The 23673-nt window shown below is 63.5% G+C and carries 19 protein-coding genes; 11 read left to right on the top strand and 8 right to left on the bottom strand.

The window, feature by feature from the left end; translation table 11 throughout:
* Positions 1 to 319 precede the first annotated feature (319 nt).
* From CJ179_RS35360 to CJ179_RS35350, 3 genes are all read right to left on the bottom strand, one after another.
* Positions 320 to 1822 carry an aldehyde dehydrogenase family protein gene (locus CJ179_RS35360; protein WP_257015939.1) on the bottom strand — a complete coding sequence of 501 codons (1503 nt, stop codon included), beginning with the start codon at positions 1820 to 1822 and terminating at the stop codon, positions 320 to 322.
* Positions 1819 to 2958: an NDMA-dependent alcohol dehydrogenase gene (locus CJ179_RS35355; protein WP_095864480.1), complete on the bottom strand. Its 1140-nt coding sequence runs from the start codon at positions 2956 to 2958 to the stop codon at positions 1819 to 1821. The genes CJ179_RS35360 and CJ179_RS35355 overlap by 4 nt, the downstream gene beginning before the upstream one ends.
* Before the next feature lie 297 nt (positions 2959 to 3255).
* Positions 3256 to 4521 carry an ABC transporter substrate-binding protein gene (locus CJ179_RS35350; protein ID WP_179377759.1) on the bottom strand — a complete coding sequence of 422 codons (1266 nt, stop codon included), beginning with the start codon at positions 4519 to 4521 and terminating at the stop codon, positions 3256 to 3258.
* A gap of 355 nt (positions 4522 to 4876) precedes the next feature.
* Here CJ179_RS35350 and CJ179_RS35345 point away from each other — a divergent pair, with 355 nt between their 5' ends.
* Together CJ179_RS35345 and CJ179_RS35340 are read left to right on the top strand one after the other, a co-directional pair.
* Positions 4877 to 7597 (top strand): branched-chain amino acid ABC transporter permease/ATP-binding protein, encoded by a 2721-nt coding sequence (locus CJ179_RS35345; protein WP_095864478.1) that lies wholly within the window; start codon positions 4877 to 4879, stop codon positions 7595 to 7597.
* A complete protein-coding gene (locus tag CJ179_RS35340) occupies positions 7594 to 8343 on the top strand; it encodes an ABC transporter ATP-binding protein (protein ID WP_095864477.1) in 750 nt (249 codons plus the stop codon). The genes CJ179_RS35345 and CJ179_RS35340 overlap by 4 nt, the downstream gene beginning before the upstream one ends.
* A gap of 159 nt (positions 8344 to 8502) precedes the next feature.
* On the opposite strand, the gene CJ179_RS35335 is transcribed toward CJ179_RS35340, so the two are convergent.
* Positions 8503 to 9324: an SDR family NAD(P)-dependent oxidoreductase gene (locus CJ179_RS35335; protein WP_095864476.1), complete on the bottom strand. Its 822-nt coding sequence runs from the start codon at positions 9322 to 9324 to the stop codon at positions 8503 to 8505.
* On the opposite strand from CJ179_RS35335, the gene CJ179_RS51630 reads away from it, so the two are divergent.
* Complete coding sequence (locus tag CJ179_RS51630; protein ID WP_179377758.1) at positions 9308 to 9466, top strand: hypothetical protein; 159 nt, start codon at positions 9308 to 9310, stop codon at positions 9464 to 9466. The two genes, CJ179_RS35335 and CJ179_RS51630, sit on opposite strands and share 17 nt — an antisense overlap.
* A gap of 541 nt (positions 9467 to 10007) precedes the next feature.
* Here CJ179_RS51630 and CJ179_RS35330 read toward each other — a convergent pair.
* The 3 genes from CJ179_RS35330 to CJ179_RS35320 all read right to left on the bottom strand — a co-directional run bounded on the left by CJ179_RS35330 (position 10008) and on the right by CJ179_RS35320 (position 13616).
* Complete coding sequence (locus CJ179_RS35330) at positions 10008 to 10931, bottom strand: alpha/beta hydrolase (RefSeq protein ID WP_095864475.1); 924 nt, start codon at positions 10929 to 10931, stop codon at positions 10008 to 10010.
* Complete coding sequence (locus CJ179_RS35325) at positions 10928 to 12571, bottom strand: NAD(P)/FAD-dependent oxidoreductase (protein WP_095864474.1); 1644 nt, start codon at positions 12569 to 12571, stop codon at positions 10928 to 10930. The genes CJ179_RS35330 and CJ179_RS35325 overlap by 4 nt, the downstream gene beginning before the upstream one ends.
* A gap of 211 nt (positions 12572 to 12782) precedes the next feature.
* Positions 12783 to 13616 carry a mycofactocin-coupled SDR family oxidoreductase gene (locus CJ179_RS35320; RefSeq protein ID WP_095864806.1) on the bottom strand — a complete coding sequence of 278 codons (834 nt, stop codon included), beginning with the start codon at positions 13614 to 13616 and terminating at the stop codon, positions 12783 to 12785.
* Between the two features lie 168 nt (positions 13617 to 13784).
* Here CJ179_RS35320 and CJ179_RS35315 point away from each other — a divergent pair, with 168 nt between their 5' ends.
* The 5 genes from CJ179_RS35315 to CJ179_RS35295 are packed head-to-tail and all read left to right on the top strand — an operon-like array spanning position 13785 to position 18809.
* Complete coding sequence (locus tag CJ179_RS35315) at positions 13785 to 14864, top strand: phosphotransferase family protein (protein WP_095864473.1); 1080 nt, start codon at positions 13785 to 13787, stop codon at positions 14862 to 14864.
* 38 nt (positions 14865 to 14902) lie between these two features.
* Positions 14903 to 16093: a hypothetical protein gene (locus tag CJ179_RS35310; protein WP_061042565.1), complete on the top strand. Its 1191-nt coding sequence runs from the start codon at positions 14903 to 14905 to the stop codon at positions 16091 to 16093.
* The gene (locus CJ179_RS35305) at positions 16093 to 16515 is read left to right on the top strand and encodes a Zn-ribbon domain-containing OB-fold protein (protein WP_061042566.1); all 423 of its coding nucleotides are present in this window, start codon (positions 16093 to 16095) and stop codon (positions 16513 to 16515) included. The genes CJ179_RS35310 and CJ179_RS35305 overlap by 1 nt, the downstream gene beginning before the upstream one ends.
* Positions 16512 to 17690 carry an acyl-CoA dehydrogenase family protein gene (locus CJ179_RS35300; protein WP_061042567.1) on the top strand — a complete coding sequence of 393 codons (1179 nt, stop codon included), beginning with the start codon at positions 16512 to 16514 and terminating at the stop codon, positions 17688 to 17690. Before CJ179_RS35305 ends, CJ179_RS35300 begins: the two co-directional genes overlap by 4 nt.
* Before the next feature lie 12 nt (positions 17691 to 17702).
* Complete coding sequence (locus tag CJ179_RS35295; RefSeq protein WP_095864472.1) at positions 17703 to 18809, top strand: acyl-CoA dehydrogenase family protein; 1107 nt, start codon at positions 17703 to 17705, stop codon at positions 18807 to 18809.
* A gap of 38 nt (positions 18810 to 18847) precedes the next feature.
* Here the strand turns inward: CJ179_RS35295 and CJ179_RS35290 are convergent, their stop codons facing one another.
* Entirely contained in the window at positions 18848 to 19675 is an 828-nt protein-coding gene (locus CJ179_RS35290) for an NADPH-dependent oxidoreductase (protein WP_095864471.1), read from the bottom strand.
* A 385-nt stretch (positions 19676 to 20060) separates the two neighbouring features.
* Here CJ179_RS35290 and CJ179_RS35285 point away from each other — a divergent pair, with 385 nt between their 5' ends.
* The 3 genes from CJ179_RS35285 (at position 20061) to CJ179_RS35275 (ending at position 23616) form a co-directional block, all read left to right on the top strand.
* Positions 20061 to 21551, top strand: a complete 1491-nt coding sequence (locus CJ179_RS35285; protein ID WP_095864470.1) for an aldehyde dehydrogenase — start codon at positions 20061 to 20063, stop codon at positions 21549 to 21551.
* Between the two features lie 227 nt (positions 21552 to 21778).
* Positions 21779 to 22588 carry a mycofactocin-coupled SDR family oxidoreductase gene (locus CJ179_RS35280; protein ID WP_095864469.1) on the top strand — a complete coding sequence of 270 codons (810 nt, stop codon included), beginning with the start codon at positions 21779 to 21781 and terminating at the stop codon, positions 22586 to 22588.
* Positions 22589 to 22782: 194 nt separating this feature from the next.
* The gene (locus tag CJ179_RS35275) at positions 22783 to 23616 is read left to right on the top strand and encodes a mycofactocin-coupled SDR family oxidoreductase (protein ID WP_095864468.1); all 834 of its coding nucleotides are present in this window, start codon (positions 22783 to 22785) and stop codon (positions 23614 to 23616) included.
* The last annotated feature ends 57 nt before the right edge of the window (positions 23617 to 23673 follow it).

Below are 23673 nucleotides of genomic sequence, written 5' to 3'. Positions count from 1 at the left end.
ACACGGACTGGACTTCCTCGAGACAACCGCATGCCCGATGATGTCGTCCATCGGAGTACGCTTCGGGCCGCTCCGCGCGTCCGCCACTCAAATAAGTTGAGCTTCTGCCTCTTTGATCGGTGGACGGTGCAGGCAAGCCCCGGGATGACCGGAGCCTCCTGCGTCCACGCCAATCGCAATCAACCGCTCGTGTTGGGCCCGTCGATGGGCAGCATCACGCCGGTAAAGTAGCCCGCCTCGTCCGACGCCAGGAACTGCGAAAAACCTACTGTCGTCTGGTGAGTGCATGTTTCGACGTCGTCGAAGGAAGATCAAGTGGTCAGGAGATGACCGGCCAGGCGACCTTCTTCAGTTCGAGGTACTCCGCAAAGCCGTACTCGCCGAATTCGCGGCCGAGTCCGCTCTGCTTGTAACCGCCCGAGGGGCCGAAGGTGTCGACGCCGCCGGTTCCGCCGTTGATGAGTACTTCACCGGTGCGCAGTCGCTCTGCTACCTGGTAGCCCTTGAGCGAGTCGCGGGTCCAGATCCCGGCGCTGAGGCCGAATCTGGAGTCGTTCGCGATTGCGATCGCGTCATCGACTGTGTCGAACGGGATGACCGTTCCGACTGGACCGAAGATCTCTTCCTGAGCGATTGTCATGTCGTTCCGGCAGTCGACGAAGAGTGTCGGCTCCACGAAGTAGCCACGCGCGAGATCACTCGGGCGGCCGCCGCCGAAGGCGATCGTCCCGCCCTCGTCGATGCCCGACTGCACGCATCGTTCGACGCGATCGCGCTGCCGTGCGCTGATCAGGGGCCCGAGCACCGAGGTCGGATCGGCCGTGTCTCCGATCTTCATTCCTCCGAGGATGGCGCGCACACGCTCGACAAGCTCGTCGTGGACGCTGCGCTCCACCAGCGTCCGGGTCTGCAGGCTGCATCCTTGACCAGCGTGGAGGGTCATGTGGAGGACCACCGACTGCGCCGCCGCGTCGAGATCGGCGTCCGCGAACACGATGCCGGCGGACTTGCCGCCGAGTTCGAGGACGACTTTCTTGAATGTGCCCGCGGCTTGCTGCATCACGCGTCGTCCCACATCGTCGGAACCGGTGAAACTCACGACGTCGACGTGTGGACTCGACGTCAGCTCGACTCCAGATGCCACGCCTCCGGAGACGACGTTGAGCACGCCAGGGGGCAGATCTGCCTCGGCCGCCAGCTCTCCGAAGATGAGACCCACCAGCGGGGTGAGCTCGGACGGCTTGAGCACGGCCGTACAGCCGGCACCCAGCGCGGGGCCGATTTTCATCAGCGCCAGGTGAAACGGGTAATTGAAGGCCGTAATGAGGGCGGCCACTCCTGCAGGCTCCTCTATTACAACGCCCTGTCCTACCCGGCTGCCCAACACCGGCGGGGTGCCGCGCACCGGTTCGTGTCCGGCGACTACCCGTTCCGCCATGTCGACGAAGTGGGTCAGGCCCAGGCGGAACTGCATAGCCTCTGCGAACGCGACCGGTGACCCGGCCTCACGGACGAGCAGGTCGACGATCTCGTCCTTGCGCCCCTCGATCGACTCGGCGAGTCTCAGCAGCGCTTTGGCGCGTTCCTTCGGACGCAGCCGTGGCCATGGCCCCTCGTCGAACGCGGTGCGCGCCGCTGCGATCGCGCGGGCGGTGTCACGCGCGTCGCCGTCGACGACCGTGGCGATCACCTCCTCGGTGGCGGGGTTCACTACCGGGATGGCGTCCAGCTCGCTCTCGCTGACGACCCAGTCGCCGCTGATGAACAGTTCTCGCCGATGCGGAATCGTCTCCGACGGTGCGCGGTTCAGGATGTCGGTCACTGTGCTCCTCCGTGCGCGCTGGGTGTCGTGAAGTCGATCACGCCGCGGATCACCTCGCCGTTGTGCATGTCGTCGAACGCGAGGTTGATGTCGTCGATGGCGTATCGTTTCGTCACGAGTTCGTCCAGCTTGAGCTGCCCGTCGGCATACATGTTGAGCAGATGCGGCACCGCCGCGCGAGGTGAGGTCATGCCGTACAGAACTCCCTGGATCCGCTTCTGGTACATCGAGATCTCGAACAGGTTGATGGGCGCTCCCACCGCCGCCACTGCCCCCTGCGAGGTCACCACGACGGTTCCCGCCTTCCGAATCGCATTGAACGCGTCGGCGATCTGTTGCCCCTCGATCACGCCCACTGTCACGATCGCGGAGTCGGCACCCTGGCCGTTGGTGATGCTGCGGGCGAAGTCGGTCGCCTCCGCGATATCCGCGAACGTGTGCGTCGCGCCGAACTCACCCGCGATCTGCCGCTTGAACGGCTGCGGGTCGACGACGATCACGTGCCCTGCTCCGGCGTGCGACGCGCCCTGCACGGCGTTCATCCCGACACCACCGGCACCCATCACGATCACGACATCGCCGGGAGAAACCTGTGCGCCGTTGACTGCTGAGCCCCACCCGGTCGGCACACCGCAGGCGACGAGGCACGCGACTCCCAGCGGCACATCGTCACGCACCTTGATGAGTGAAGACTCGTCCATGACCTGCCACTGAGAGAACGTGCCGAGCATCGCCATCGTGCCGATGTCGTGCCCGCGCCCGCGCAGCCGGTAACCACCGTCGAACTGCGCGCCGGTCAGGATGAGCGCACCGTTGTCACACAGGTTCTGTAGTCCCCTCGCACACCAGAGGCACTTCCCACACGCGGGGATGAACGACGTCACTACGTGGTCACCCACGTTCAGGGTGGTCACACCCGGCCCGACCTCACGGACGATTCCGCTGCCCTCGTGGCCACCACAGAGTGGCAGGTTCGGCAATGGGGTGTCACCAGTCGCGATGTGGTCGTCCGAGTGGCACAAACCTGTCGCCACCATCTCGACGAGCACCTCGCCCGTGCCCGGTCCCGCCAGGTCGAAGTCGTCGACCTCCCACTTGCCCGGCTGCTGCCAGAGTACTGCTGCGCGTGTCTTCATCGAACCGGTTCCTTCGTCAGTACAGCCGGGATGTATCCGGCGTGGTTGTCATATCCAAACGTGCAATGTCTGCGTGGCCCGGACGCCACACGCGACACGGCGATGAACGGAGATAAGGTCATTGCTTCCTCTCCAAACGGTTGCTTCGCTTGACGGATCCTGCTTCAGGTTTCGGTGGCTGCGCGTGCAGTCATGCGCCTGTGTTGCGGCGTCGTCCCAGATGGTTTCGACGCAGAGCGTGCTGCCCCCACCGGCTTCGGTCGAGGCTTTTCGCTGACGCCTTCCGGCCGGATCGCTCTAGGAGAAGGGCGGTCCGTCGTAACACGATGAAGCAAGATCGGTCGTCAAACCATTGCCGCTTGTCCCTTTCTGGATGTTCTCGAACTCTCCGGATCCGCCCGTATAGCTGTAGATCCAGTAGCAGGAGACCGGCGGAGCCGGCTCACCCGGCGTGTAGGTCACCGGCTGAGGAAGTAGCCCGCCGAGGGTCTCGTCCTTGATCGTTCCGTAGGCATCGATCACTTGCTGGCGAGTCAGACCTGCGGCAGTGTGCCCGGCGAGGGCCTTGCGGAACATTTCCAGACCCGTCCATGTGCTGGTCTGCCATGTGCCTGTGATCGGCACGTCCGGGGCGAACTCCGCCATCACGTCGCGGTATTTCGCGACCGGCGCGTCGTCGACCCACCAGGGGAACCCATTCATCGGCCCCGTGAACTTCGCGTCCGGGACCTCGTCCAGGCCCCCGTTCACCGAACCGGATCCCACTACGAATCCGCCGGTGTAGCCCTGCTGCAGGCAGTCACTGGCCATCCGGGTGCCGGTGGCCGCGAAATCGAGCGCCATCCCGATCCACTCGGTGTCAGTCTGGTTCAGCTTCAAGCATTCCGCGGTGAAGCTGGGCTGCGACCCGGTCACCTTGACTGTCCCTGTGTACTTCATGTCGAGTCCCGGGGCGAGCTCCTCGGATACCTCCCCGGCCTGAGCGCACGCCGCGACCTCGGCGCACACGGCGAACGCAAGTGACTTGCCCCCGGCCGCCGCGGCGGCCTCGGTATAGCCGGAGTGCATGTACTTGTCGGTGGTGCTCGTCGCGAAGAAATTCGGGAGAGCGCTGAACATCTTCGGATCGAAGCTCTGAGCCTCCAGGACCGCGACGTCGCTGCCCGCCAGGTAGTCCCTGAGACCACTCTCGCTCGCGCCGTCGGCGAACATGAGGGCGATCACGCCCTCCTGCTCGACGAGCTCCTTGACGGCGGTCAGTGCGGTTGCCGGTGTCGCGGCGGTGTCGCGGACGACGATCTCGACGGGTCGGCCACCGATCCCGCCCTCGGCGTTGACCCCTTTCGCCCACGCCTGGGCGACCTCTGCCGTCGGCCCCACCACCCCGGAGGCAAATCCGGTCTGGGCGACCGCGTATCCGATCTTGATCGTATCGCCCTCGGGTCCGCCAGTCGGTGCCTCTCGAGACGATGCGGCTCCAGACGATCCACCGGAACCACATGCGGTCAACAGCAACGCGCCAGCCGCCAGCGTGGCCGCGGCCCGAAGTCGTGACATTTTCATGAAATGCACCTCTCTGTGCATGGGCGCAACCTTCATTGTGTCGCGCGTCGATCACGTTACACCGAAACTGACTATCAGAAAATGGAAATTGATAAAGGAATTATCGCAGCGATTGCTTGACTTGGCCATCCTTCGTCGGAATACTCGGCGTGCATCCTTAGGTGCACCCGGGCGTGCCGTCCGGAAGTGGGTTGGCGAAGTGTGGATGCACGAGGGAGTGCAATGTGAGCAGACGAAGCCGAGAAGTCATTGTGGCGAGGCCGTTCGAACGCTGTCGTGACATCGATCTCGTTGCGGAGTCGCGCAGCTTTCTGCCGGCTCAGCACCGACGGCGCACACACGAAGGAGCTCTGCGATGAACGCCGTTCTTCCGTTCATTGTGAGCGGGATCGCCGCTGGTGCCATTTATGGCATGGCCGCCAGCGGACTCGTGCTCACCTATAAGACGTCAGGAATCTTCAACTTCGCCCATGGCGCGGTCGCTGCTGCGGCCGCATACCTCTTCTACTTCCTCACTCACGAGCTGCAGCTGCCGTGGCTTGCGGCGTTCGTGATCAGCGTCCTGATCCTGGGCCCCGCGCTCGGGTTGCTTTTCGAGGTTCTGGCCCGCTTCCTGGCACCCCAATCGGTCGCCATGAAGGTGGTCGGCACGATCGGGGTCATCCTGATCGTGCAGGGGTTGGCGCGGGTGCTCTTCGGCCCTGATCCGTTGCGGATCCCGCAGTTCCTGCCGAACGGATCCCACACGTTTCGGATGTTCGGGGTGGTCGTCACGGTTGGACAGCTGACCGTCACCGCGGTCGCTGTGGCTGCCTCGGCACTGCTCTACGCCTTGTTCAGGTTTACCCGGATGGGTGTAGCCATGCGCGCGGTGGTGGACGACTCCGACCTGGTCGGCCTGCACGGCGTCAACGCCCGCGGGGTCCGGCGGTTCGCGTGGGTCATCGGCGTGACGTTCGCGGCACTGTCCGGGGTTCTCTTGGCACCGCTGGTCGGGATCGATGCCGTGGTGCTGACCTACCTCGCCGTCCAGGCGTTCGGAGCCGCGGCGGTAGGTGCGTTCTCCAGCATCCCGATCACGTTCGTCGCGGGGATCGGCTTGGGCATCATCGCTGACGTCTCGAAGACGTACGTCCTGCAGGTCCCGTGGTTGTCCGGGCTACCGGCGAGCCTTCCGTTCATCGTCCTGTTCATCGTTCTGCTTGTGACTCCGAAGCGGAAGCTCGCGATGCCCACGGCCGCTAGCCGACGACCGCCGCTGCAATGGCGTGGTCCCTGGCGACTCAAGCTCCTCAGCGGTGTAATCGTCGTCGGTGCGCTGGTGCTACTTCCGATCTTTGACTCCTTGCGGATATCCTTCTTCACCGTCGGCCTCGCACAAGGGATCATGCTGCTCTCACTTGGCCTTCTGGTGCGCACGTCCGGGCAGATCTCTCTCGCGTCTGGGGCGTTTGCGGGCATCGGGGCGGTCGTGTTCTCGCAGTTGATGACCGACTTCGGGCTGCCATGGCTGGTCGCGGTAGTCCTCTCCGGCATCATCGTGATGCCGGTCGGAGCTCTGATCGCGCTCCCCGCGATCCGGCTGTCCACCCTGTTCCTCGCGTTGGCCACCTTCGGCTTCGGGCTGCTCGTCGAGCAGCTGTTCTACCCCACCGAGATCGGGTTCACCACGCTCGCCCAGGGCCGGATCATGCCGCGACCGCCGGGATTCGAGTCGGACTTGAACTTCTACTACGTAGCATTAGCGTTCCTGGTGGTCAGCGCTCTAGTAATGCTGTTGATCCACTCGACCCGCCTGGGCCGGGTACTGCAGGCCATGTCGGACTCGCCCACTGCGGTATCCGTGATGGGCCTGAACACGTACATGACTCGAGTCATTGTCTTCTGCATCTCGGCGTTCTTCGCTGCGATCGCGGGAATCGTCTACGGGGTCTCGGTGAACTTCGCGGTCAGTGGCGACTCCTTCTTCAGCTCATTCAATTCGCTGGTATTCCTTGCGATCCTGGCTATCGCCCCCTTCGCCTCGCCGTGGTACGCCCTGTTCGGCGTAATCCCCCTGATCGTCCAGGCGTACGCCCAGAACGTGTACACCACCTACTGGCTCAACGTCGTCTTCGGCGTATTCGCAGTGCTCACCGCGGCAGTGGGTGGGACGCCCACGATGCCGGAGGCCGCACGGAGATGGTTCGAGCGGGTCTTCGGCGGTCGTGCCACGGCCCCACCGCAAGCTGGGCCCTCGTTCACGCCGGCGAAGCTAGCAGGGCAGGTCTCCGTCGGCGACGGGTCGGGGCTACGCGTCGCCGGCCTCACGGTGCGGTTCGGCGGCATGCTCGCGGTCGACGACGTCACATTCGAAGCACCGCGTGGCCGGATCACGGGCCTCATCGGGCCGAATGGTGCCGGCAAGACCACGACGTTCAATGCAGTCAGTGGGTTGAACCGAAACATCAGCGGGCAAATCAGCCTGCACGGTGTCGATGCCAGCCGCTATGGACCGGCCGCACGCGGACGACTAGGGCTGGGTCGGACGTTCCAGATTCCGCAGCTATGCGAAACGCTTTCCGTGGCAACGAATGTAGCTCTGGGCAGGGAAGCTGGTCAGGCCGGCAGCAACCCGCTCTCCCAGATCGTCGCGACGCGTACCGAGCGCGCTATAACCAGTAAAGCGGCTTTCGCGTCGATGGAACTCTGCGGCATCACCGACCTCGCCGACCAGCAGGCCGGCAGTCTGTCCACAGGTCAGCGCCGCCTCGTCGAGTTGGCCCGTGCGTTGAGCGGACCGTTCGACATACTCCTGCTGGACGAGCCATCATCGGGTCTCGATCACGAGGAGACCGAAGAGTTCGGCCGGATCCTGCAGCGTGTGGTTCAGGAGCGCGGATGCGGCATCGTGTTGGTCGAGCATGACATGTCGCTGGTGATGGGGATCTGCGACCACATCTACGTGCTTGACTTCGGACGTCTGCTCGAAGACGGCACGCCCATAGAGATCGCCGCGAGCCCGAAGGTCCGCGCCGCATACCTCGGCTCTGAGGAACTCGAACCGGAAATGAAGATCGGAGGGGCAGTGTTATGACGAACACCGTCAAGCAAAGCGTGGGTGACTGCGGTCTGGATGCTGGACCGGCCGCATTGGAAGTCGCCAATTTGACCGCGGGGTACGGACGAACGACTGTGCTCAGGGACGTCTCACTGCGGGTCCCTCGAGGCACCGTAGCGGCCCTCGTAGGACCCAATGCTGCAGGCAAGACCACGCTCATGCGGGTCGCCTCGGGTCTGCTTCCGCCAATGTCCGGTTCGGTTCAGATGGTGGGGCGAGACGTGACGAGGGAGGCGCCTCATCGGCGAGCACGCAGCGGACTCAGTCTGATCCCGGAGGGTCGGGCAGTCTACAAGTCGCTGACGGTGCGCGAGAATCTGCTGATGCAGGCGCCGCGCGGGGGCGTAGACCTAGCGATCGAGGCGGCCTCTTCCTCATTTCCAGTGCTCGGGAAACGGTTGCATCAGAAGGCCGGCACGCTCAGCGGCGGAGAACAGCAGATGCTGGCCCTCACCGCAGCATACGTACGCAACCCTTCGTTGATCCTTGTCGACGAGGTCTCATTGGGGCTGGCACCGATCATCGTCGACAGGATCTTCGACTTCCTCGTCGAGTTAGCCAGTCGCGGTGCAGCGCTGCTGATCGTCGACCAGTACGTGACGAAGGCGTTGGGGATGTCCGACCACGCCTACGTCCTGCGCCGTGGCGGCATCGTCTTCGACGGGGCACCCGGAGCTCTGCTCGAAAGTGACCTGTTCGAGCAGTACCTGGGCACGGCCTGAGGGACCGGTGCGGCGGCCGCAGTATTCACGGCCTCGACCGCGGGTGATCCGTGGCGGAACTAAATCGGCGCGCGCTCAGAATAGTGGGCTGTGTCGTTCAGTTCTTTCCACTCGCCAGTCTACGCGACCAAGACCACCGCAAGCCGGCAACTGCCCGGGTCACCGCATGCCATCCGCTTCGCGGGATAGCCAATCCCATCGCCGCCACTGGGCGAGTCGGAGCTTGTAGTCGTCCTCGACGAGCCTGAGTGGATCCTCGCCGAGGAAGATCCGCAGCGGGGGCTTCTCGAGATCGACGAGCTCCAGCACCGCAGCGGCTGCCGCGGTCGGAGACCCTGTCCTCGGGAGGCGGCGCTGACCGAACGCTGGCGACTCGCGGACGATGTCGTAGTCGGGGATCGGGGCGGGCAGACGGATGGACACGCGGTCCGGGTCGGTGGCGAAGCCCCCGGGCTCGAGGAGTGTGACGCGAATTCCAAACGCGGCCACCTCGTCTGCAAGCGCTTGACTAATGCCCTCGAGCGCCCACTTGGATGCGTTGTACATGCCGATGTTCGGCCAGGCGGTGACACCGCCGACGGAGCTCACCTGCAGGATGTGCCCGGACCGCTGCGCACGCAGGTACGGGAGCGACGCCTGGGTGACCCAGATTGCACCAAAAAGATTGGTCTCGATCTGGTCGCGCACGTCGGCTTCCGACAGCTCTTCCACCATGCCCTGCTGGGGGTAGCCAGCGTTGTTGACGATCACATCCAACCGACCAAAACGCTCGTGCCCCCGGCGTACCGCCTCGAAAGCTGCGCTGCGGTCGGTGACGTCCAGCGGCAACGTCAGCACCCTGTCGCCGTAATCGGCAACGAGCGGCTCGAGCGAGCTCGCATCCCGCGCCGTCGCCACGACTGCGTCGCCACGGTTCAGCGCCGCCACGGCCCATTCTCGGCCGAACCCCCGAGATGTCCCTGTAATGAACCAGACCTTCATTTCGTCTCCCTACCTGCTGCGCCTTGATCGCCGAAACCGCCTTTGGCGCGACATGAAAGGATCCCCCACGCCGAAATCGACGATGCCGAAGATCGGGGCGTCGGCGTCCTCATTGATCGCGACGATCGTCTTCGCCGCCTGATTCCTGTCCGTCCCACTCGCAGCACGTAAACGATGTTTCCGGCACGCTTCACCGCTCGGGTCCTCCGATGTCCGCCCGCGGTCGACGCTCACCTTCGAGCCGACAATCGCGGGGACCATAGACCTTTGTTGCGGTAGACAATTCGTGGCTTTGCGACACGGTTCCGCCCGGACTGGTGACGGTTTGCAGGGCGTCGCCCGCGCCCACCGCGAGCGCGCGGCCACGGTACGGCCAGCGGCGCCGCCCTCGATCGAGTTCAGCGCCGCATCCAGGGCGTACCGTGGCAGCGGTACCGTCCACCGCGGCGGCCAGCCCCTTCGCTCAGCCAATTACCTGCAACCTCTTTGGCTCAGCTCGGTGTAGTGGCATGCGGCGCCAGAGTGCCGATCACGCAAGTGTTCTCGGCTCCAAATGCCGCACACTGCAGGTGTCCGGCACCTCTTTCACCAGCTCGCGATCCGCATTCATCCTCCCTCTGCATTCGTGCCCGCCCCCGCCTCGGCGGTCTGCCGTTGCAGCCGACGTCGCTGCTTCGACTGTGTCAGGGATTGACGACTGACCTGATGTACGCGGCCACTCGTGCGATCGACTCGTCGGCGCTGGCCATCATGTTCGCCATCGTGAAGTATCCGTGCATCTGGTCGGCGACGTAGTCGACGACCGTGGGCACTTTGGCGGCGATAAGCCTGTCTGCGAAGGCCTTCGCCTCATCGCGTACCGGGTCGTACTCGTCTACCAACACGAAGGTCGGAGGCAGCCCCTCGAACGACGCTGCCCGCAGCGGCGACGCGTCCTCACCGTCTCGCACAGCCGGATCACTCGCATACTGCGCCCAATACCACTCCATGTCGGACTTGCCGACCAGCAGCCCGCTGTCACCATGCTCGTCGTATGAGGCCCGCGAGAAATCGTGATCCGTGACCGGATAGACCAATATTTGAGCTGCAAGGGCGGGACCGTCATGATCGCGCGCGCGTCGTGCAGCCACCGCTGCGAAGGTCCCACCCGAGCTGTCCCCGGCCACGATGATCGGTAACCCGTCCGCCAAATGTTCTGCAGACCAGAGCAGCCCAGCATACGAGTCGTCGACCCCTGTCGGGAACGGGTGCTCCGGTGCCAGCCGATAGTCGATGGCGACGAGCCGCACCTGCGACTGCGCCACCAGTGCGTGGTACAGCACTTCGAAATCGCGAGGCGCGCCGAGGACGAAGCCGCCTCCATGGAAGTACACGACGAGTCCGTTCGGATCGCCCACCGGATCGTACACGGTGGCCTCGACGAATCCACCTGACACGGGGATCTTCTCGACTCGGGTGCTGCCGATGACGGCCGCGTCTCCCTGCATCTGGCGGAAGCCGCCGGATAGCGACCGCATTTCCTCGACCGAACGCTCCGGTGGTGGGCCGTCGCCGGTGGCTGATGCGAACGAGTCCAGCAGTTCCTGGGCTTGTCGGTGCAGTGTCATTGGCCGGTCCCTACGAGGCGGTCGGCGCTCTCGAGCGCCTTGAACTCGAACCCGCGGTAGCCGTCCGCCGCGATCTCGTTGCAAATGTTCCGGAAGGTGTTGGTGCCGGCCAGGTATGCCATGAATACCCGCGGCTTGCCTGGGATGTTCGAGCCCAGGTACCAAGAGGTCGTCTTCGTGTAGACCGTGGAATCCGCGACCTGAGCAACGTGCTCGAGCCAATCGTTCTCCGCCTGCTCGGTCGGCTCCATGGTGTCGAGCCCGTCCGCGTGCATCCGCTCGATCGCCGTTGCGAACCAGTTGACGTGCTGTTCCGCCGAGTGAATCACATTGCCGAGAACCGAGGGGCTGCCCGGTCCGGCGATCATGAACAGGTTCGGGAAGTCGGTGATCATCAGGCCGATGTAGGCCCGAGGGCCATCCTCCCACTTCTCGCGCAGCGTGAGACCGTTGCGTCCGCGGATGTCGATCTTGGTCATGGCACCCGTCATCGCGTCGAATCCCGTGGCGTAGATCACGACGTCGAGTTCGATGTTCTCGTCGCCGACCAGGATGCCGGTCTCGGTGAACTCCTCGATGGGCGTCTTCTTCACGTTCACCAGGCGCACGTTGCTGCGGTTGAAGGTCTCGTAATAGCCGCCATCGACACAGAGTCGCTTGCTGCCCGCGGGATAGCCGGTGGGCACCAGGTCCTCTGCGACGGCCGGGTCGTTCACCTTGTTGCGGATCTCGTTCTGCAGGAACTCGGTGAAGAAGGCGTTTGCCTCCATGCTGGTCAACAGATCGCTGTACGAGAACATGATGGCGAACGCGCCGTTGCTCTGCCGCCGAGCGAAGTTGCGCTTCCGATTCTCTGGCGTGTCGTCCAGGGCCGACATCGGGTTGGGGTCGTACACATTGCCCGTCGGGGAATCGAGGACCTCAATCCGACGCTCGGGATAGGTCGCCTTCAGCTCAGCAACATCATTGTCGGAGTACCTCTTGTGCCCCGCAGGCACGCTGAAGTTCGGCGTGCGCTGGAACACGACGAGCTCCTTCGCTTCCTTCGCGAGTTCGGGGACGAGCTGGATCCCCGTCGATCCCGTGCCGATCACGCCCACCCGAAGGCCTTCGAACGAGATCGGCTCGTCCGGCCAGGTGCCCGCGTCTATCGTCCGACCCCGGTATCTCTCAGCACCCTTGAACACTGGGCGATTGAATGAGGAGAGCTGGCCGGTCGCCATCACGCAGTACCGCACGACGAACTCCTCGCCCTCTGACGTCGAGACCGTCCACATGCCCGTCTGGTCATCGAAAACAGCGGCTTCGACACGCGTATTGAACTGGATGTCCTGCCGAAGGTCGAACTTGTCGGCGACGAAGTTCAGATATTCCTCGATCTCCGGCTGCGTCGCGAAGCGGTCCTTCCAGGTCCACTCCTGATCGAGCTCTGCGGAGAAGGAATACGAGTAGTCGGCACTCTCCACATCGCATCGAGCGCCTGGATATCGATTCCAGAACCACACACCGCCAATGCTGCTTGCGGCCTCGAGAATACGAACACGCAGCCCCGCCTGGCGGAGTCGATAGAGCGCATAGAGCCCGGAGGCACCAGCCCCCACCACGATGGCGTCGAACTCGACATCCGTCACATCGGTCATAGCACAGCCTCCCTTGAGTCGAACAGTGGATCGCGGACAGAGGCACGCCCCGTGCCGCCCAGGATGCGATGCATTCTGAAAATGCACCTAGTAATTCAGAATATCGCTTCGAGATTACACATGCGGTTCGATACTGTCCAGAAAACTCCGACTGATTTCAATCGGATTCAGCACGAACCTCCAGTCGGCAGCGCCTGCGCTTCTCCGCGCGCTATCGGGCGAGCTGACCCGCGTCGACGGTGAGTTGATGCCCGGTCACGTAGCGCGACTCGTCGGAAGCAAGCCAGAGGACGGCGTTGGAGACATCGATCGCCTCCACCCAGGGGATCGGGATTACGTTGAGATTCAGAAATCGTGGTGTCACCGATTCCCTTGTCCGCTCTGCGGGGGCGACATCCGGCATGAACAGCTCGTAGATCGCGTCGTTTTGAATCATCTTCGTGTCCACACTCGTCGGGTGCACACTGTTGACCCGGATCTTGTCAACGCCCAGCTCGAGCGCAAGACTCTTGGTCAGCCCGACCATGCCGTGCTTCGACGCCGAGTAGTGCCCGATGTTGCCCGCCCCACTGATCCCGGAGGCGGAGCTGGTGAAAATGATCGATCCGCCCTTGTTGCCCCGAAGATGCGGAATGGCCGCCTTCGCCGTGTGCCACGAACCCTTCAGATTCACATCGAGAAGATCGTCGAACTGCTCTTCCGTGAGCTGATCCATAGGGGCGAAGCTCAGGATTCCGGCGTTCGCGGACACGATGTCGAGTCTGCCGAGTTGCGCGACCGCGTCATCGAGCCCCGACTCGAGCCGGTCGTAGTCGCGCACGTCGGCCTCATAGATGACGACGCGTCGACCGAGAGCCTCGACTTGGCGTGCGGTCTCCGCGAGGTCAGCCGCAGTCCCGAGCCCGTACGGCACCGATCCGATGTCACGTGCGATATCCATGGCGATGATGTCTGCCCCCTCCTCGGCCAACCGAATCGCATGGCTGCGACCCTGCCCCCGCGCCGCTCCCGTGATGAACGCCACCTTTCCCGCTACCCGCCCCATCTGATCCTCCATTCGTTCGACGACCTCGGCGTCCCGCCCGCCGTGCGGGTCACCGACGTCACATTGAGACCCACCTGGCCTCACCTGTTCGGAATTTGCTTAGACAAATCATGACAGATCCTATATATAGTGGGAAGCACAATGTAAATAAACGAAAGTAGTTTCGGTATGACTGAACGAGCACGATCCGATCAGCGGACCCGACAGGACCTCGAAGGCCCCGGTCACATCGATCCGTCGCTCAGCGTCGAGATCTTCCTCAAGGGCGCCCTCGACGATCCTTCGGTCGCCCTGACACAGTTCCAGCGTTTCGGCACCGGACACTCCGGTGACACCTACCGAGCGGTGCTCCATCGGTCTACCCGGCCTGATGACGACATCGTGGTGCGGCTCTCACCCGCGGGAGTGCGAATTGCGGGTCCCGCGGACGTCGGGCGGCAGGGCCGGATCATGGGCACCCTGCACCAAAACGACCTTCCGGCTCCTGCGGTACTCGCAAGCGATAGCACCGGAGCGGTCGATGGGCGGTCCATCGCGGTGATGTCACTGGTTTCCGGCGCCGAGTGGCACGAGTTCGCCGAGCGCCACTCCCACGACGAGACGGCGAACGCAGCCGTGTCGGCACTGAAATCGATCCAAACGCTCTCCGTCGAAGAGTCGGGTATCGCAGGCGACCCTCGTATGCCACCGGAGGGCGAGATCGCACGTTGGGTGCCGCTGGTCGAGCGAGGACCGGATCATGTCCAAGATGCGGCTGACGAACTGCGCGTGCAGCTCCTCCGCGAACTCGACCGCAGTGATCCGTCAGCGGAACCCGTGCTCGTTCACGGCGACTACCACTTCGGCAACCTGCTGTTCGGCCCCCGGACAGTGAACGCTGTGTTCGATTGGGAGATTGCCGGGCTTGGGCATCCGCTCACCGACCTCGCGTGCCTGACGGTTGCCGCGCTACGGCGCCGGTACGAGCCCGAGCCGAATCCGACCGGATCAGTGGAGGTTACCGGCGCGCGACTCGCCGAGCTGTATGGAGCCGACCCCGACGTACTGTCTTGGCACGTCGCGGCCTCATGCTTCAAGTACGCCGCGATCCTGGCATACAACCTGCAGCTCAGCCGGCGCGGTCGGCTCCGAGACCCCATATACGAGGAGCTGCAGGGCACGATGGCCGGCTTACTCGAGGATGGCCGAGCCGTACTCGACCACGGCCTGACCGCGTTCTGGCCCGACGCCCACGCACCGCAGGCATAGACACCCCGTCAATTCAGAAACGAAAGAGGTTCATCCACATGTCACAGAGAGCGCCCGGGTCCGCGCGGCCCGCGTACGCCGGAAAGGCCGCCGTCACCGGCGTGGGTTACACCAAGCTTGCGGTCTCAGGGGAGCCGCGAAGCGTCCTCGACCTCGCCCTCGAGGCCGCTCGCGCGGCGCTCGCCGATGCGGGCCTGACCGCAGCCGATGTAGACGGGGTGTGCAGCTATGGTTTGTTCAACGACTCGGTGACAAGCCAGGCTGTCGGAACCGGTCTGGCTTGCAACGACCTGAGCTTCGTCCTTGACCTGAACAACGGAGGATCGCAGCCTGCGTTCGCCGTATTGAACGCCGCGATGGCTGTCGCGTCGGGCGTCGCGTCCACCGTCATCGTGTACCGCGCGCTGAACGGGCGCAGCGGTAAGAAGGTGGGCTCGACGCACTTCGACTCCCCGTCGGGTCAGTTCCGATATCCGATCGGCTTGAACTCGTACCCTCAGTACATCGCCATGTGGTCGCGTCGCTTCATGATCGAAACAGGCGCGACCAGTGAAGATCTCGCCGCGGTCGTGATGAAGCAGCGGGAGTACTCGGCGCTGAACGACCGCGCTGTCCGCCGCGACCCGCTCAGCCTCGACGAGTACTTCTCCCGCTCCTACGTCGTGGAGCCTTTCAGAACGGTGGACTGCACCGTCGAGGTGGACGGCGCGGTCGCACTGGTCGTCACCTCCGTCGACCGCGCCGCCGATGCCCCGGTCACTCCGGCGATCATCGAAGGAGGTGCCTGGGTGACCGGGCGCGGTTCGGGTCTCGACATCGCGGACCTGCACTCATGGCCCGACTTCAGCCGCAACTGCCAGCACCTGCTCGCGCCGCGACTCTGGAAGTCCGCCGGTCTTGGACCGACCGACGTGGACGTCGCTGAAATCTACGACTGCTTCAGTCCTGCGGTGCTTTACGGACTCGAGGCGCTCGGCTTCGCCGAACGAGGCGAAGCCGGCGACTTGATCCGCTCCGGCGAGACGGGACTGACCGGCAGGATCCCGACCAACACGCACGGCGGGCTGCTTAACGAGGGCTACGTGCACGGAATGAACACCGTGACCGAGGCGGTCCTCCAGGTCCAAGGACGCGGGGAGCGCCGACAGGTAAAGGATGCCGAGGTCAGCGTCGCCACCTCTGGTGTTCTGGTGGACGGATCGGCGATCGTGTTCAGGAAGGGGAACTGATGTCCAACTCATTCGAGGTCATCGACCAGCGCGCAACCGTCGCTCCCGACATCGATCCGGACACCCGCTGGTGGTGGGACGCACTCGGTCGCGGCGAACTGCTCATTCCGCATTGCCAGTCATGTGACCGCACCTTCTTCCCACCCACGCCGACCTGCTCGCAGTGTGGCAGCGAATCGGTCGATGATCGTCCTCTCCCTGAGCAGGGCAAGGTGGAGTCGTGGATCGTCGTCCATCGGACTGCGGACGAGACCTTTGCGTCGGAGACTCCGTACACGATCGCAGCAGTCCTGTTCGACGGAGGCGGACGGATCTTCGGCCGCATTGCGAACGGACCGCTCGAGGACAACATGGTGGTCCGTCCGGTCGCCTACATAGTCGACGAAACGACACTCCTCGGATTCGAGCGGGTCACACCGTGACACCCGACGACGACGCGAGTCAGGCCGCGTTCCGTGCCGAGGCCAGAGCGTGGCTCGGGGACCACGCGCACCTGGCCCCCGTGATCTCCGGTATCCCGACCGAGGCGGAAGTCGACCAGTGGCGGGCCTGGAGTCGCACGATGGCCGAAGGCGGCTATGCGGGCATCACGTGGCCGATCGAGGCAGGTGGACGGAGCCTGCCATATTCCTACCTGGAGATCTGGCTCTCCGAGGCTGCGCGAGCCGGCGTGCCCGAGCACTTCGGCGTGATTGGTGTGGACATGGCGGGTCCTACAATCATCGCGTGGGGTAACGATGAGCAGCAACGGAGACTTCTTCCACCGCTGTTGACCGCGGACGAAATCTGGTGTCAGGGGTTCTCCGAGCCAGGCAGCGGATCCGACCTCGCCGCGGCTCGCACTTGTGCAGTACTCGACGGCGACGAATGGGTGATCACCGGGCAGAAGGTGTGGTCATCATTCGCGCAGTACGCGAGATGGTGCATCCTCCTCGCGCGCACCGACCCGACCGCGCCGAAGCATAAGGGCCTCTCCTTCTTCTTGGTGGACATGTCGCTGCCAGGCGTCGACGTGCGGCCACTCCCCCAGCTCACGGGAGACCCCGAGTTCAACGAGATCTACTTCGACAACGTGCGGATACCGCGAAGCTCCATGCTCGGCGAGCCTGGTGACGGATGGAAGGTGGCCCTGACCACACTCGACTACGAGCGGTCTACGCACGGGGTGGCCCTGTCATCGCAGCTCATCGCCGAACTCGACAGGGTCGGCGGGCTTATGACACGGCCGGGAGCGGACGGCAACGTCCCAGCCGATGATCCGATCCTGGCGGAACGGTACGCCCGTATCTGGGTGCGTGCCCAGGGGCTGCGCGTCACCAATCTCCGCTCATTGTCAGAGCTCGACCAGACCGGCAAGCCGAGTTCCGCCGGCACGATCTCGAAGCTGGAGTGGAGTCTGCTCAACCAAGCACTCGCGGCTCTCGCCCAGGACGCCGTGGGATTGGACGGCCTGGTGCCCGGCGCAGACGGCCTCGACGGCGGCCACTGGGCATATACGGTGCTCCGCACCCGAGGCAACTCGATCGAAGCGGGCACAAGTGAGGTCCTACGCAACATCATCGCGGAGCGCGTCCTGCGACTGCCGCGTGCACGATAGGAGATCAGATCAATGGACCTTCGACCCACGCCGGAACAGGATGCTCTTCGCAAGGTCGGCCGTGACTTCATCGGCACGATCAATCCGCTGGAGCAGCTGAACAGGAACGTCGACGAGGCGACCCGCTTCACGTCGCGCGTCTGGCGAAAACTCGCCGAGCTGGGGTGGCTCGGACTCACCGTGCCCGAAGACCTCGGTGGCGCAGGGGCCACCCACAGCGACACCGCGGTGCTCTTCGAGGAGGTCGGCGCCGGACTTCTGCCTGTCCCGCTGCTCGCCACCGTCGCACACGTGCTGCCGTGGCTGACCGCCTCCCCTGACTCGGAGGAGCTTATCCCCGCAGTCGTCGGCGGCGAGCGACGCGTCGCGTTCGCGGGAGCCTCAGTGGGCGGACGCACACTGTTCGATGCGTTCGTGCCGCTGACCGTGGGAGGGACCTCGACGCAGCCGCTCCTGTCCGGAACTCGAACCTGGGTCATCGGTGCCGATGCCGCAGACGCGTTCCTCGTTCCCGTATGGGGCGACGCGCCGGCGATCCTCCTCGTCGACGCAGCGCATGCCTCGGTCAGGCCCACGGAGAGCCTGGACGCCAGCCAGTCGGTCAGCGAGGTCGTCTTCGACTCCGCACCGGCCCGAATCCTGCTGAGCGGTCAGGAGGCTACGGACACGGCTCGGCGGGTCGAGGACCTGTCCGGACTCTTCGCCTCCGCGGAGGCAGTCGGCATCATCTCCAGGCTGCTGACCATCACCGCGGAGTACACCTCCCTGCGCGAGCAGTTCGACCGTCCGGTCGCGACGTTCCAAGGAGTCAGCCATCAGCTCGCGGATCTCTACGTGGACGGCGAACTGGCGCGCTCGCTGGTGCTCTGGGCTGCGTTCGAGACGGACCGCCTCAAAGCACCCGCGTCGCTCGAGATCGCCGCGGCGGCAGCGCACGCCTTGCCGGCAGCCGTTGCAGCCGCCGAGACGGCAATCCAACTGCACGGTGGTATCGGGATGACGTGGGACTCGCCCTTGCATCGGTACTACAAGCGCGCACTCTTCCTACGGGCGAGCCACCAGGGCTCGAGCGCGCTGTTGCGTCAGATCGCACGCGACGTCCTCACACCCGCGGGCTGACTTCTCAGCGGCTTGAAATGCATTCGGGTTGCGCGGGGTCAGCGGAGCGGGAAGCCAAGGATTCGGAGGGACTCACGCAGCGGGTGCAGGCCACTGAGACTGTCTGCCGACGCCAGCCGAGCAAGTACCCGTTCAGTCCACGTGTGACTCATCTCCTGCTCCGCGTAGAAGGCACCGATCCGCTCCTCGTATACATCGACCTGTCCGCGCTGAGATTCGAGCGCGTAAGTCTCGTGATGCAGCACCGCGGCCTGCGGGAGGCGCGGCTTGATTCGGGCTTGTTCGGACTGGTCGGGATGTCCGACGACGAGTCCGAACACGGCGAACACGTGCTTCGGCAGCCCTAGTTCTGCAGCCACCTCATCCGGATTGTTGCAGATGGCGCCAACGAATACCGTTCCCAAGCCCAATGATTCAGCTGCGGTCACTGCGTTCTGGGCCGCCAGCGCCGCGTCGATGAATCCGACATAGCTGCTCTCGAGGTAGTCCGCACCGTCCAGCGCTACCCCGCGATCTTGGGCGAGCTGGCGAAGGCGCGCGAAGTCCGCCGTCCACACCAACAGCAGCGGCGCTTCGACGATGTGCGTCTGGCGACCAGCCAATGCGGCGAGGCGCGCCTTGCGCGCTTTATCGCGAACCGCGACGACCGTCCAGGTCTGCAGGTTTGACGACGTCGCTGCAGATTGTGCCGCCGATACCAGCAGACTTATCTCTTCGTCAGTCACTGGGTCTGGGAGATACCGCCGGTAGGACCGGTGGTTGTGCACCGTGTCGAGGACGTTGTTCCACCGCGCAGGCTCGGGAATCGTCGCGTCACCGTAACCTTGTCGGAGGGCGGACTGAGGTTGAACTGTGCCAGTTGTCATATGAAACGATTTTACTAAAAGAAACACCTAGTTCCAGATTTCTAACTTTCCGAATAAGATCCTCAAATCATGCGTCACTGTCGCCGTACAGGGTGGGGCCGTGTTTCTACCACCGACCCACTGGCGGCACCGCATAGTCGCTTCTACGGGGTCGTTGCGAACAGACCACTGCCAGTTGTGCTCCCGAGGCCGCCGGGAGACCGATGTCAACGCCGCGACAACCCCACACCGCCTAGATCACCCCAACCACTGGCATTCGGATTTCATTGATATGATTTCCGAAAATCAGTTGCTGGCTGATCAAATCCTGGACGCCTTGTGACATTTCGTCTAGCCTCGTGGAAAGCAGGTATCGAAAGACGCCGCATGCATAGATGGGGAAGCCGTGAACAACGTCGTTACCAAGAGCACCCTCGCCGAGAGGCATGCGGCGGCTCGTTCGTCTCTTCCAAAAGTGGAAATCATCATCGGTGACGAAAGGCGCACCACCGGCAGCGGCGGCGTTCATCAACACGTCAACCCCTCTACGGGCCAGGTTCAGGCCGAGATCCCACTTGCGAGCGCCAAAGAAGTGGACGAAGCCGTCCGCGCCGCCCGAGCGGCTTTCCCCGCGTGGCGTGCTTGGAACCCCGCACGACGGCGCGAAGTGCTGCAGCGGTTCGCCGAGCTGGTTCGAGACTATCCGCACTGGTCGCCGCTTCAGGGACTGGAGAGCGGCATGCCGCTAGGGGTCGCCGATTCCGGAGCTGCGGCCGCCTACGACTGGGGCTCATATGCGGCCGGGTGGGCCGATCGGCTCGACGGTCAGGTGACCACGCACGACGCTGAGCAGGGATTTGTTTACACCATCCACGAGCCGGTTGGCGTCGTCGCTGCGATCATCACATGGAATGCCCCGTTGATCTCACTGGCGATGAAGATCCCTGCCGCGCTCGCGTCCGGCAATACAGTGGTGTTGAAACCGGATGTTCAGACGTCCTTCAGTGCGGTGCCGTGGATCGAGCTCGGCCGTCAGGCGGGCCTCCCCGACGGCGTCCTCAACCTAGTACCTGGCGGGATCGAGGCCGGTGAGGCGCTGGTCGCCCACCCTGACGTCAACAAAATCTCGTTCACGGGTGGACCTCCCACGGCCAGCGCCATCATGCGTGGCGCCTCACATTCCCTCACGCCGCTGGTGCTCGAGTTGGGCGGCAAGGGAGCCAATATCATCTTTGATGATGCCAACCTGGACGAAGCCGTCGGCTTCCAGTGCAATTTCTCGTTGGTCAATACTGGCCAGGGCTGCTCCTTGCCGACACGGCTACTGGTCCAACGCGGAGTTTACGACGAAGTGGTTTCCAGGATCGAAGCGTTTGTCGGCGGACTGAGCATCGGTGACCCTCTCGAACCTGGACACATCGGCGGTCCAGTAATCAATGAGGCGGCACTGACCCGCATTCTCGGCACAATCGTGTCTGCAAAGGCGAGCGGAGCCGGTCGACTCCTAGTCGGTGGCGAACGTCTGGGTGGCGAACTAGCCGACGGTTACTTCATATCGAACACCGTGTTTGTCGATGTTGATCCAACGAGTGACCTTGCTATGAAGGAAATAGTCGGTCCGGTCATGGCGGTTACACCGTTCGATACTGAAGCCGACGCTGTGCAGATCGCGAATTCGACGCCGTACGGACTGTCGAATTACCTGCAGACGCCGGACGCTCGACGAATCCGCCGAATCATTCCGCAGCTCAAATCCGGCACCGTCGGTGTCAATACAGGCGTGGCGTACAGCCCCACCGCACCGTACGGCGGAGTCGGACGCAGCGGCTTCGGACGCGAGGGCGGCCGACTCGGCGTCGAGGAGTTCACGAACATCAAGACGGTCCTCGAACGCTGAGTAAGCGCCGGCAGAGCCGTCTCGGCCGGGCGGGCGAGCGCTAGTTCTCAACTACCTGAAGACATTTCGTGTGGGTGTCGCGGTTCGGGAGTGAGGCGAAGGGCGACTCGACGAACCGGGACCGTGTGCGTAGCCACCGGACGCCACCGCAGCTTTTAAGACCAATCGAAGGCTCATGCATTGCTAGACAACGATCTTCGCGAGCGAACTACGGAAGGACACAACAGATGACCGGACGCGTGCAAGGAAAGGTCGCTTTCATAACCGGCGCGGCGAGAGGCCAGGGACGGACGCACGCTCTCCGACTCGCCGAAGAAGGCGCTGACATCATTGCGATCGATATCGCTGCACCCGTCGAGGGTGTGATGTACCCAGCCTCGACCAACGAGGACTTGAAAGAGACCGTGCGTCAGGTCGAGGCCCTTGGTCGGCGAATTGTCAGCGACGTCGCAGACGTGCGGGACCTCGACAGCCTGAAGACGATTGTCGATCGAGGGGTCAGCGAGTTGGGACACCTCGACATCATTGTCGCCAACGCCGGCGTGGCCATCATGAAGCCCTGGAACGAGGTGACACCCGAGATTCTGCGCACTGTCATCGACGTGAACCTGATCGGCGCATGGAACAGCGTGATGGCGGGGGTAGAGCATCTCATCAGCGGCGGTGGCGGTTCGGTGATTCTGACAAGCTCGTCCAACGGTTTGAAAGCAGGTCCCTTCAATCTCCCGTACAACGCCTCCAAGTTCGGCGTCACCGGATTGATGCGATCCTTCGCCATGGAGCTCGCGAAGCAGAAAGTGCGCGTGAACAGCGTCCACCCCGGCGCAGTACAGACCATGATGGTTTCGCAGGCCGCGGAAATGTTCGAGCGGTTCAACGAGGTAAACCCCGACCTTGTGGGCATGTTCTCCCAGTGGATTCCCGGTCGCATGCCTCCGGAAGAAATTTCGAACGCCGTCCTCTATCTGGCGTCCGACGAGTCAACGTGGGTTACCGGCACCGCCCTGTCGGTGGACGGCGGCCTCGCCAACTACTGAGTGGTGAACAGTCAACTCTCGCGTTGGTAGCGAATGACGATGTGGCGTTCAAAGGCTTTCCGCACCGAGCTATTTGAGTAGTGCAGCCGGTTCGCTTGCCCGCATCGATCCAATCCGGGCAAGCGCCGGCCGGCCTTTGCGCACGAACCCCGAGCAAATCGAGACAGGAAGCGCAGAAGGGCAGGTAACGCACAATGGCAGGTCGATTAGAAGGCAAGGTTGCGTTCATTACCGGCGGGGCAAAGGGCCAAGGCCGAAGCCATGCGGTGCGGCTAGCCGAAGAAGGCGCCGACATCATTACCGTCGACATCCTGGCTGACGTCGCCTCAGTTCCATACGCATTGGGTACCGCCGAGGACCTCCAAGAGACGGTCAGGCAGGTCGAGTCACTTGGCCGGAAAATCGTCGCCACCCGCGCTGACGTCCGCGACTATGACGCTCTGAAGAAGGCGGTCGACGACGGTGTCAACCAGTTCGGACGACTCGACATCGTCTCCGCAAACGCCGGAGTTGTCAGCGGCTTCGTGCCAGCCGAGACTCTCGACGAGACAACATGGCAAGACATGATCGATATCAACCTCACTGGCGTATGGCACACGGTCAAGGCCGCAACCCCCCACCTTCGTGCCAGCGGCGGCGGATCCATTGTCATCACGAGTTCGGTCACTGGATTGCGCGCGGTACGAAATGCCGCGCACTACACAGCCGCTAAATCGGGCCTCATCGGGCTTATGAAAACCCTTGCCCTCGAACTCGCTGAAGACCGCATTCGAGTCAACACCATTCACCCGACGACTGTCGGAACCGACATGACTTTCAACGATGCGACCTACCGGGTCTTCCTCCCCCACATGGAGAACCCGACAAAGGCTGATTTCATCGCGGCCACCCACGTGTTGAACCCATACCCGGTGGACCTCATCGAGCCTGTCGACCTAAGCAATGCGCTTTTGTTCTTGGCATCGGAAGAAGCGCGCTACATCACGGGAGCAGCATTGCCCATCGACGGTGGCAACGCAATCGGGTGATCCACCAGCAGTAATGCAGGTCCAGTCGGCTGTGTCGACTGGACCTGCATTGTCGTT

Origin of the sequence: Rhodococcus sp. ACS1 (genome assembly GCF_002300155.1) — a bacterium.
Taxonomy (GTDB): Bacteria; Actinomycetota; Actinomycetes; order Mycobacteriales; family Mycobacteriaceae; genus Rhodococcus_F; species Rhodococcus_F koreensis.
Note: the sequence above shows the minus strand (reverse complement) of the source record. Positions and strands in the feature narration are given on the sequence as shown.

What these genes read in the sequence shown, in the direction of transcription:
- CJ179_RS35355 (WP_095864480.1), bottom strand. Translation starts at nt 2,958, where the DNA reads ATGAAGACACGCGCAGCAGTACTCTGGCAGCAGCCGGGCAAGTGGGAG.
- CJ179_RS35350 (WP_179377759.1), bottom strand. Translation starts at nt 4,521, where the DNA reads ATGAAAATGTCACGACTTCGGGCCGCGGCCACGCTGGCGGCTGGCGCG.
- CJ179_RS35345 (WP_095864478.1), top strand. Translation starts at nt 4,877, where the DNA reads ATGAACGCCGTTCTTCCGTTCATTGTGAGCGGGATCGCCGCTGGTGCC.
- CJ179_RS35340 (WP_095864477.1), top strand. Translation starts at nt 7,594, where the DNA reads ATGACGAACACCGTCAAGCAAAGCGTGGGTGACTGCGGTCTGGATGCT.
- CJ179_RS51630 (WP_179377758.1), top strand. Translation starts at nt 9,308, where the DNA reads ATGAACCAGACCTTCATTTCGTCTCCCTACCTGCTGCGCCTTGATCGC.
- CJ179_RS35335 (WP_095864476.1), bottom strand. Translation starts at nt 9,324, where the DNA reads ATGAAGGTCTGGTTCATTACAGGGACATCTCGGGGGTTCGGCCGAGAA.
- CJ179_RS35330 (WP_095864475.1), bottom strand. Translation starts at nt 10,931, where the DNA reads ATGACACTGCACCGACAAGCCCAGGAACTGCTGGACTCGTTCGCATCA.
- CJ179_RS35325 (WP_095864474.1), bottom strand. Translation starts at nt 12,571, where the DNA reads ATGACCGATGTGACGGATGTCGAGTTCGACGCCATCGTGGTGGGGGCT.
- CJ179_RS35320 (WP_095864806.1), bottom strand. Translation starts at nt 13,616, where the DNA reads ATGGGGCGGGTAGCGGGAAAGGTGGCGTTCATCACGGGAGCGGCGCGG.
- CJ179_RS35315 (WP_095864473.1), top strand. Translation starts at nt 13,785, where the DNA reads ATGACTGAACGAGCACGATCCGATCAGCGGACCCGACAGGACCTCGAA.
- CJ179_RS35310 (WP_061042565.1), top strand. Translation starts at nt 14,903, where the DNA reads ATGTCACAGAGAGCGCCCGGGTCCGCGCGGCCCGCGTACGCCGGAAAG.
- CJ179_RS35305 (WP_061042566.1), top strand. Translation starts at nt 16,093, where the DNA reads ATGTCCAACTCATTCGAGGTCATCGACCAGCGCGCAACCGTCGCTCCC.
- CJ179_RS35295 (WP_095864472.1), top strand. Translation starts at nt 17,703, where the DNA reads ATGGACCTTCGACCCACGCCGGAACAGGATGCTCTTCGCAAGGTCGGC.
- CJ179_RS35290 (WP_095864471.1), bottom strand. Translation starts at nt 19,675, where the DNA reads ATGACAACTGGCACAGTTCAACCTCAGTCCGCCCTCCGACAAGGTTAC.
- CJ179_RS35280 (WP_095864469.1), top strand. Translation starts at nt 21,779, where the DNA reads ATGACCGGACGCGTGCAAGGAAAGGTCGCTTTCATAACCGGCGCGGCG.
- CJ179_RS35275 (WP_095864468.1), top strand. Translation starts at nt 22,783, where the DNA reads ATGGCAGGTCGATTAGAAGGCAAGGTTGCGTTCATTACCGGCGGGGCA.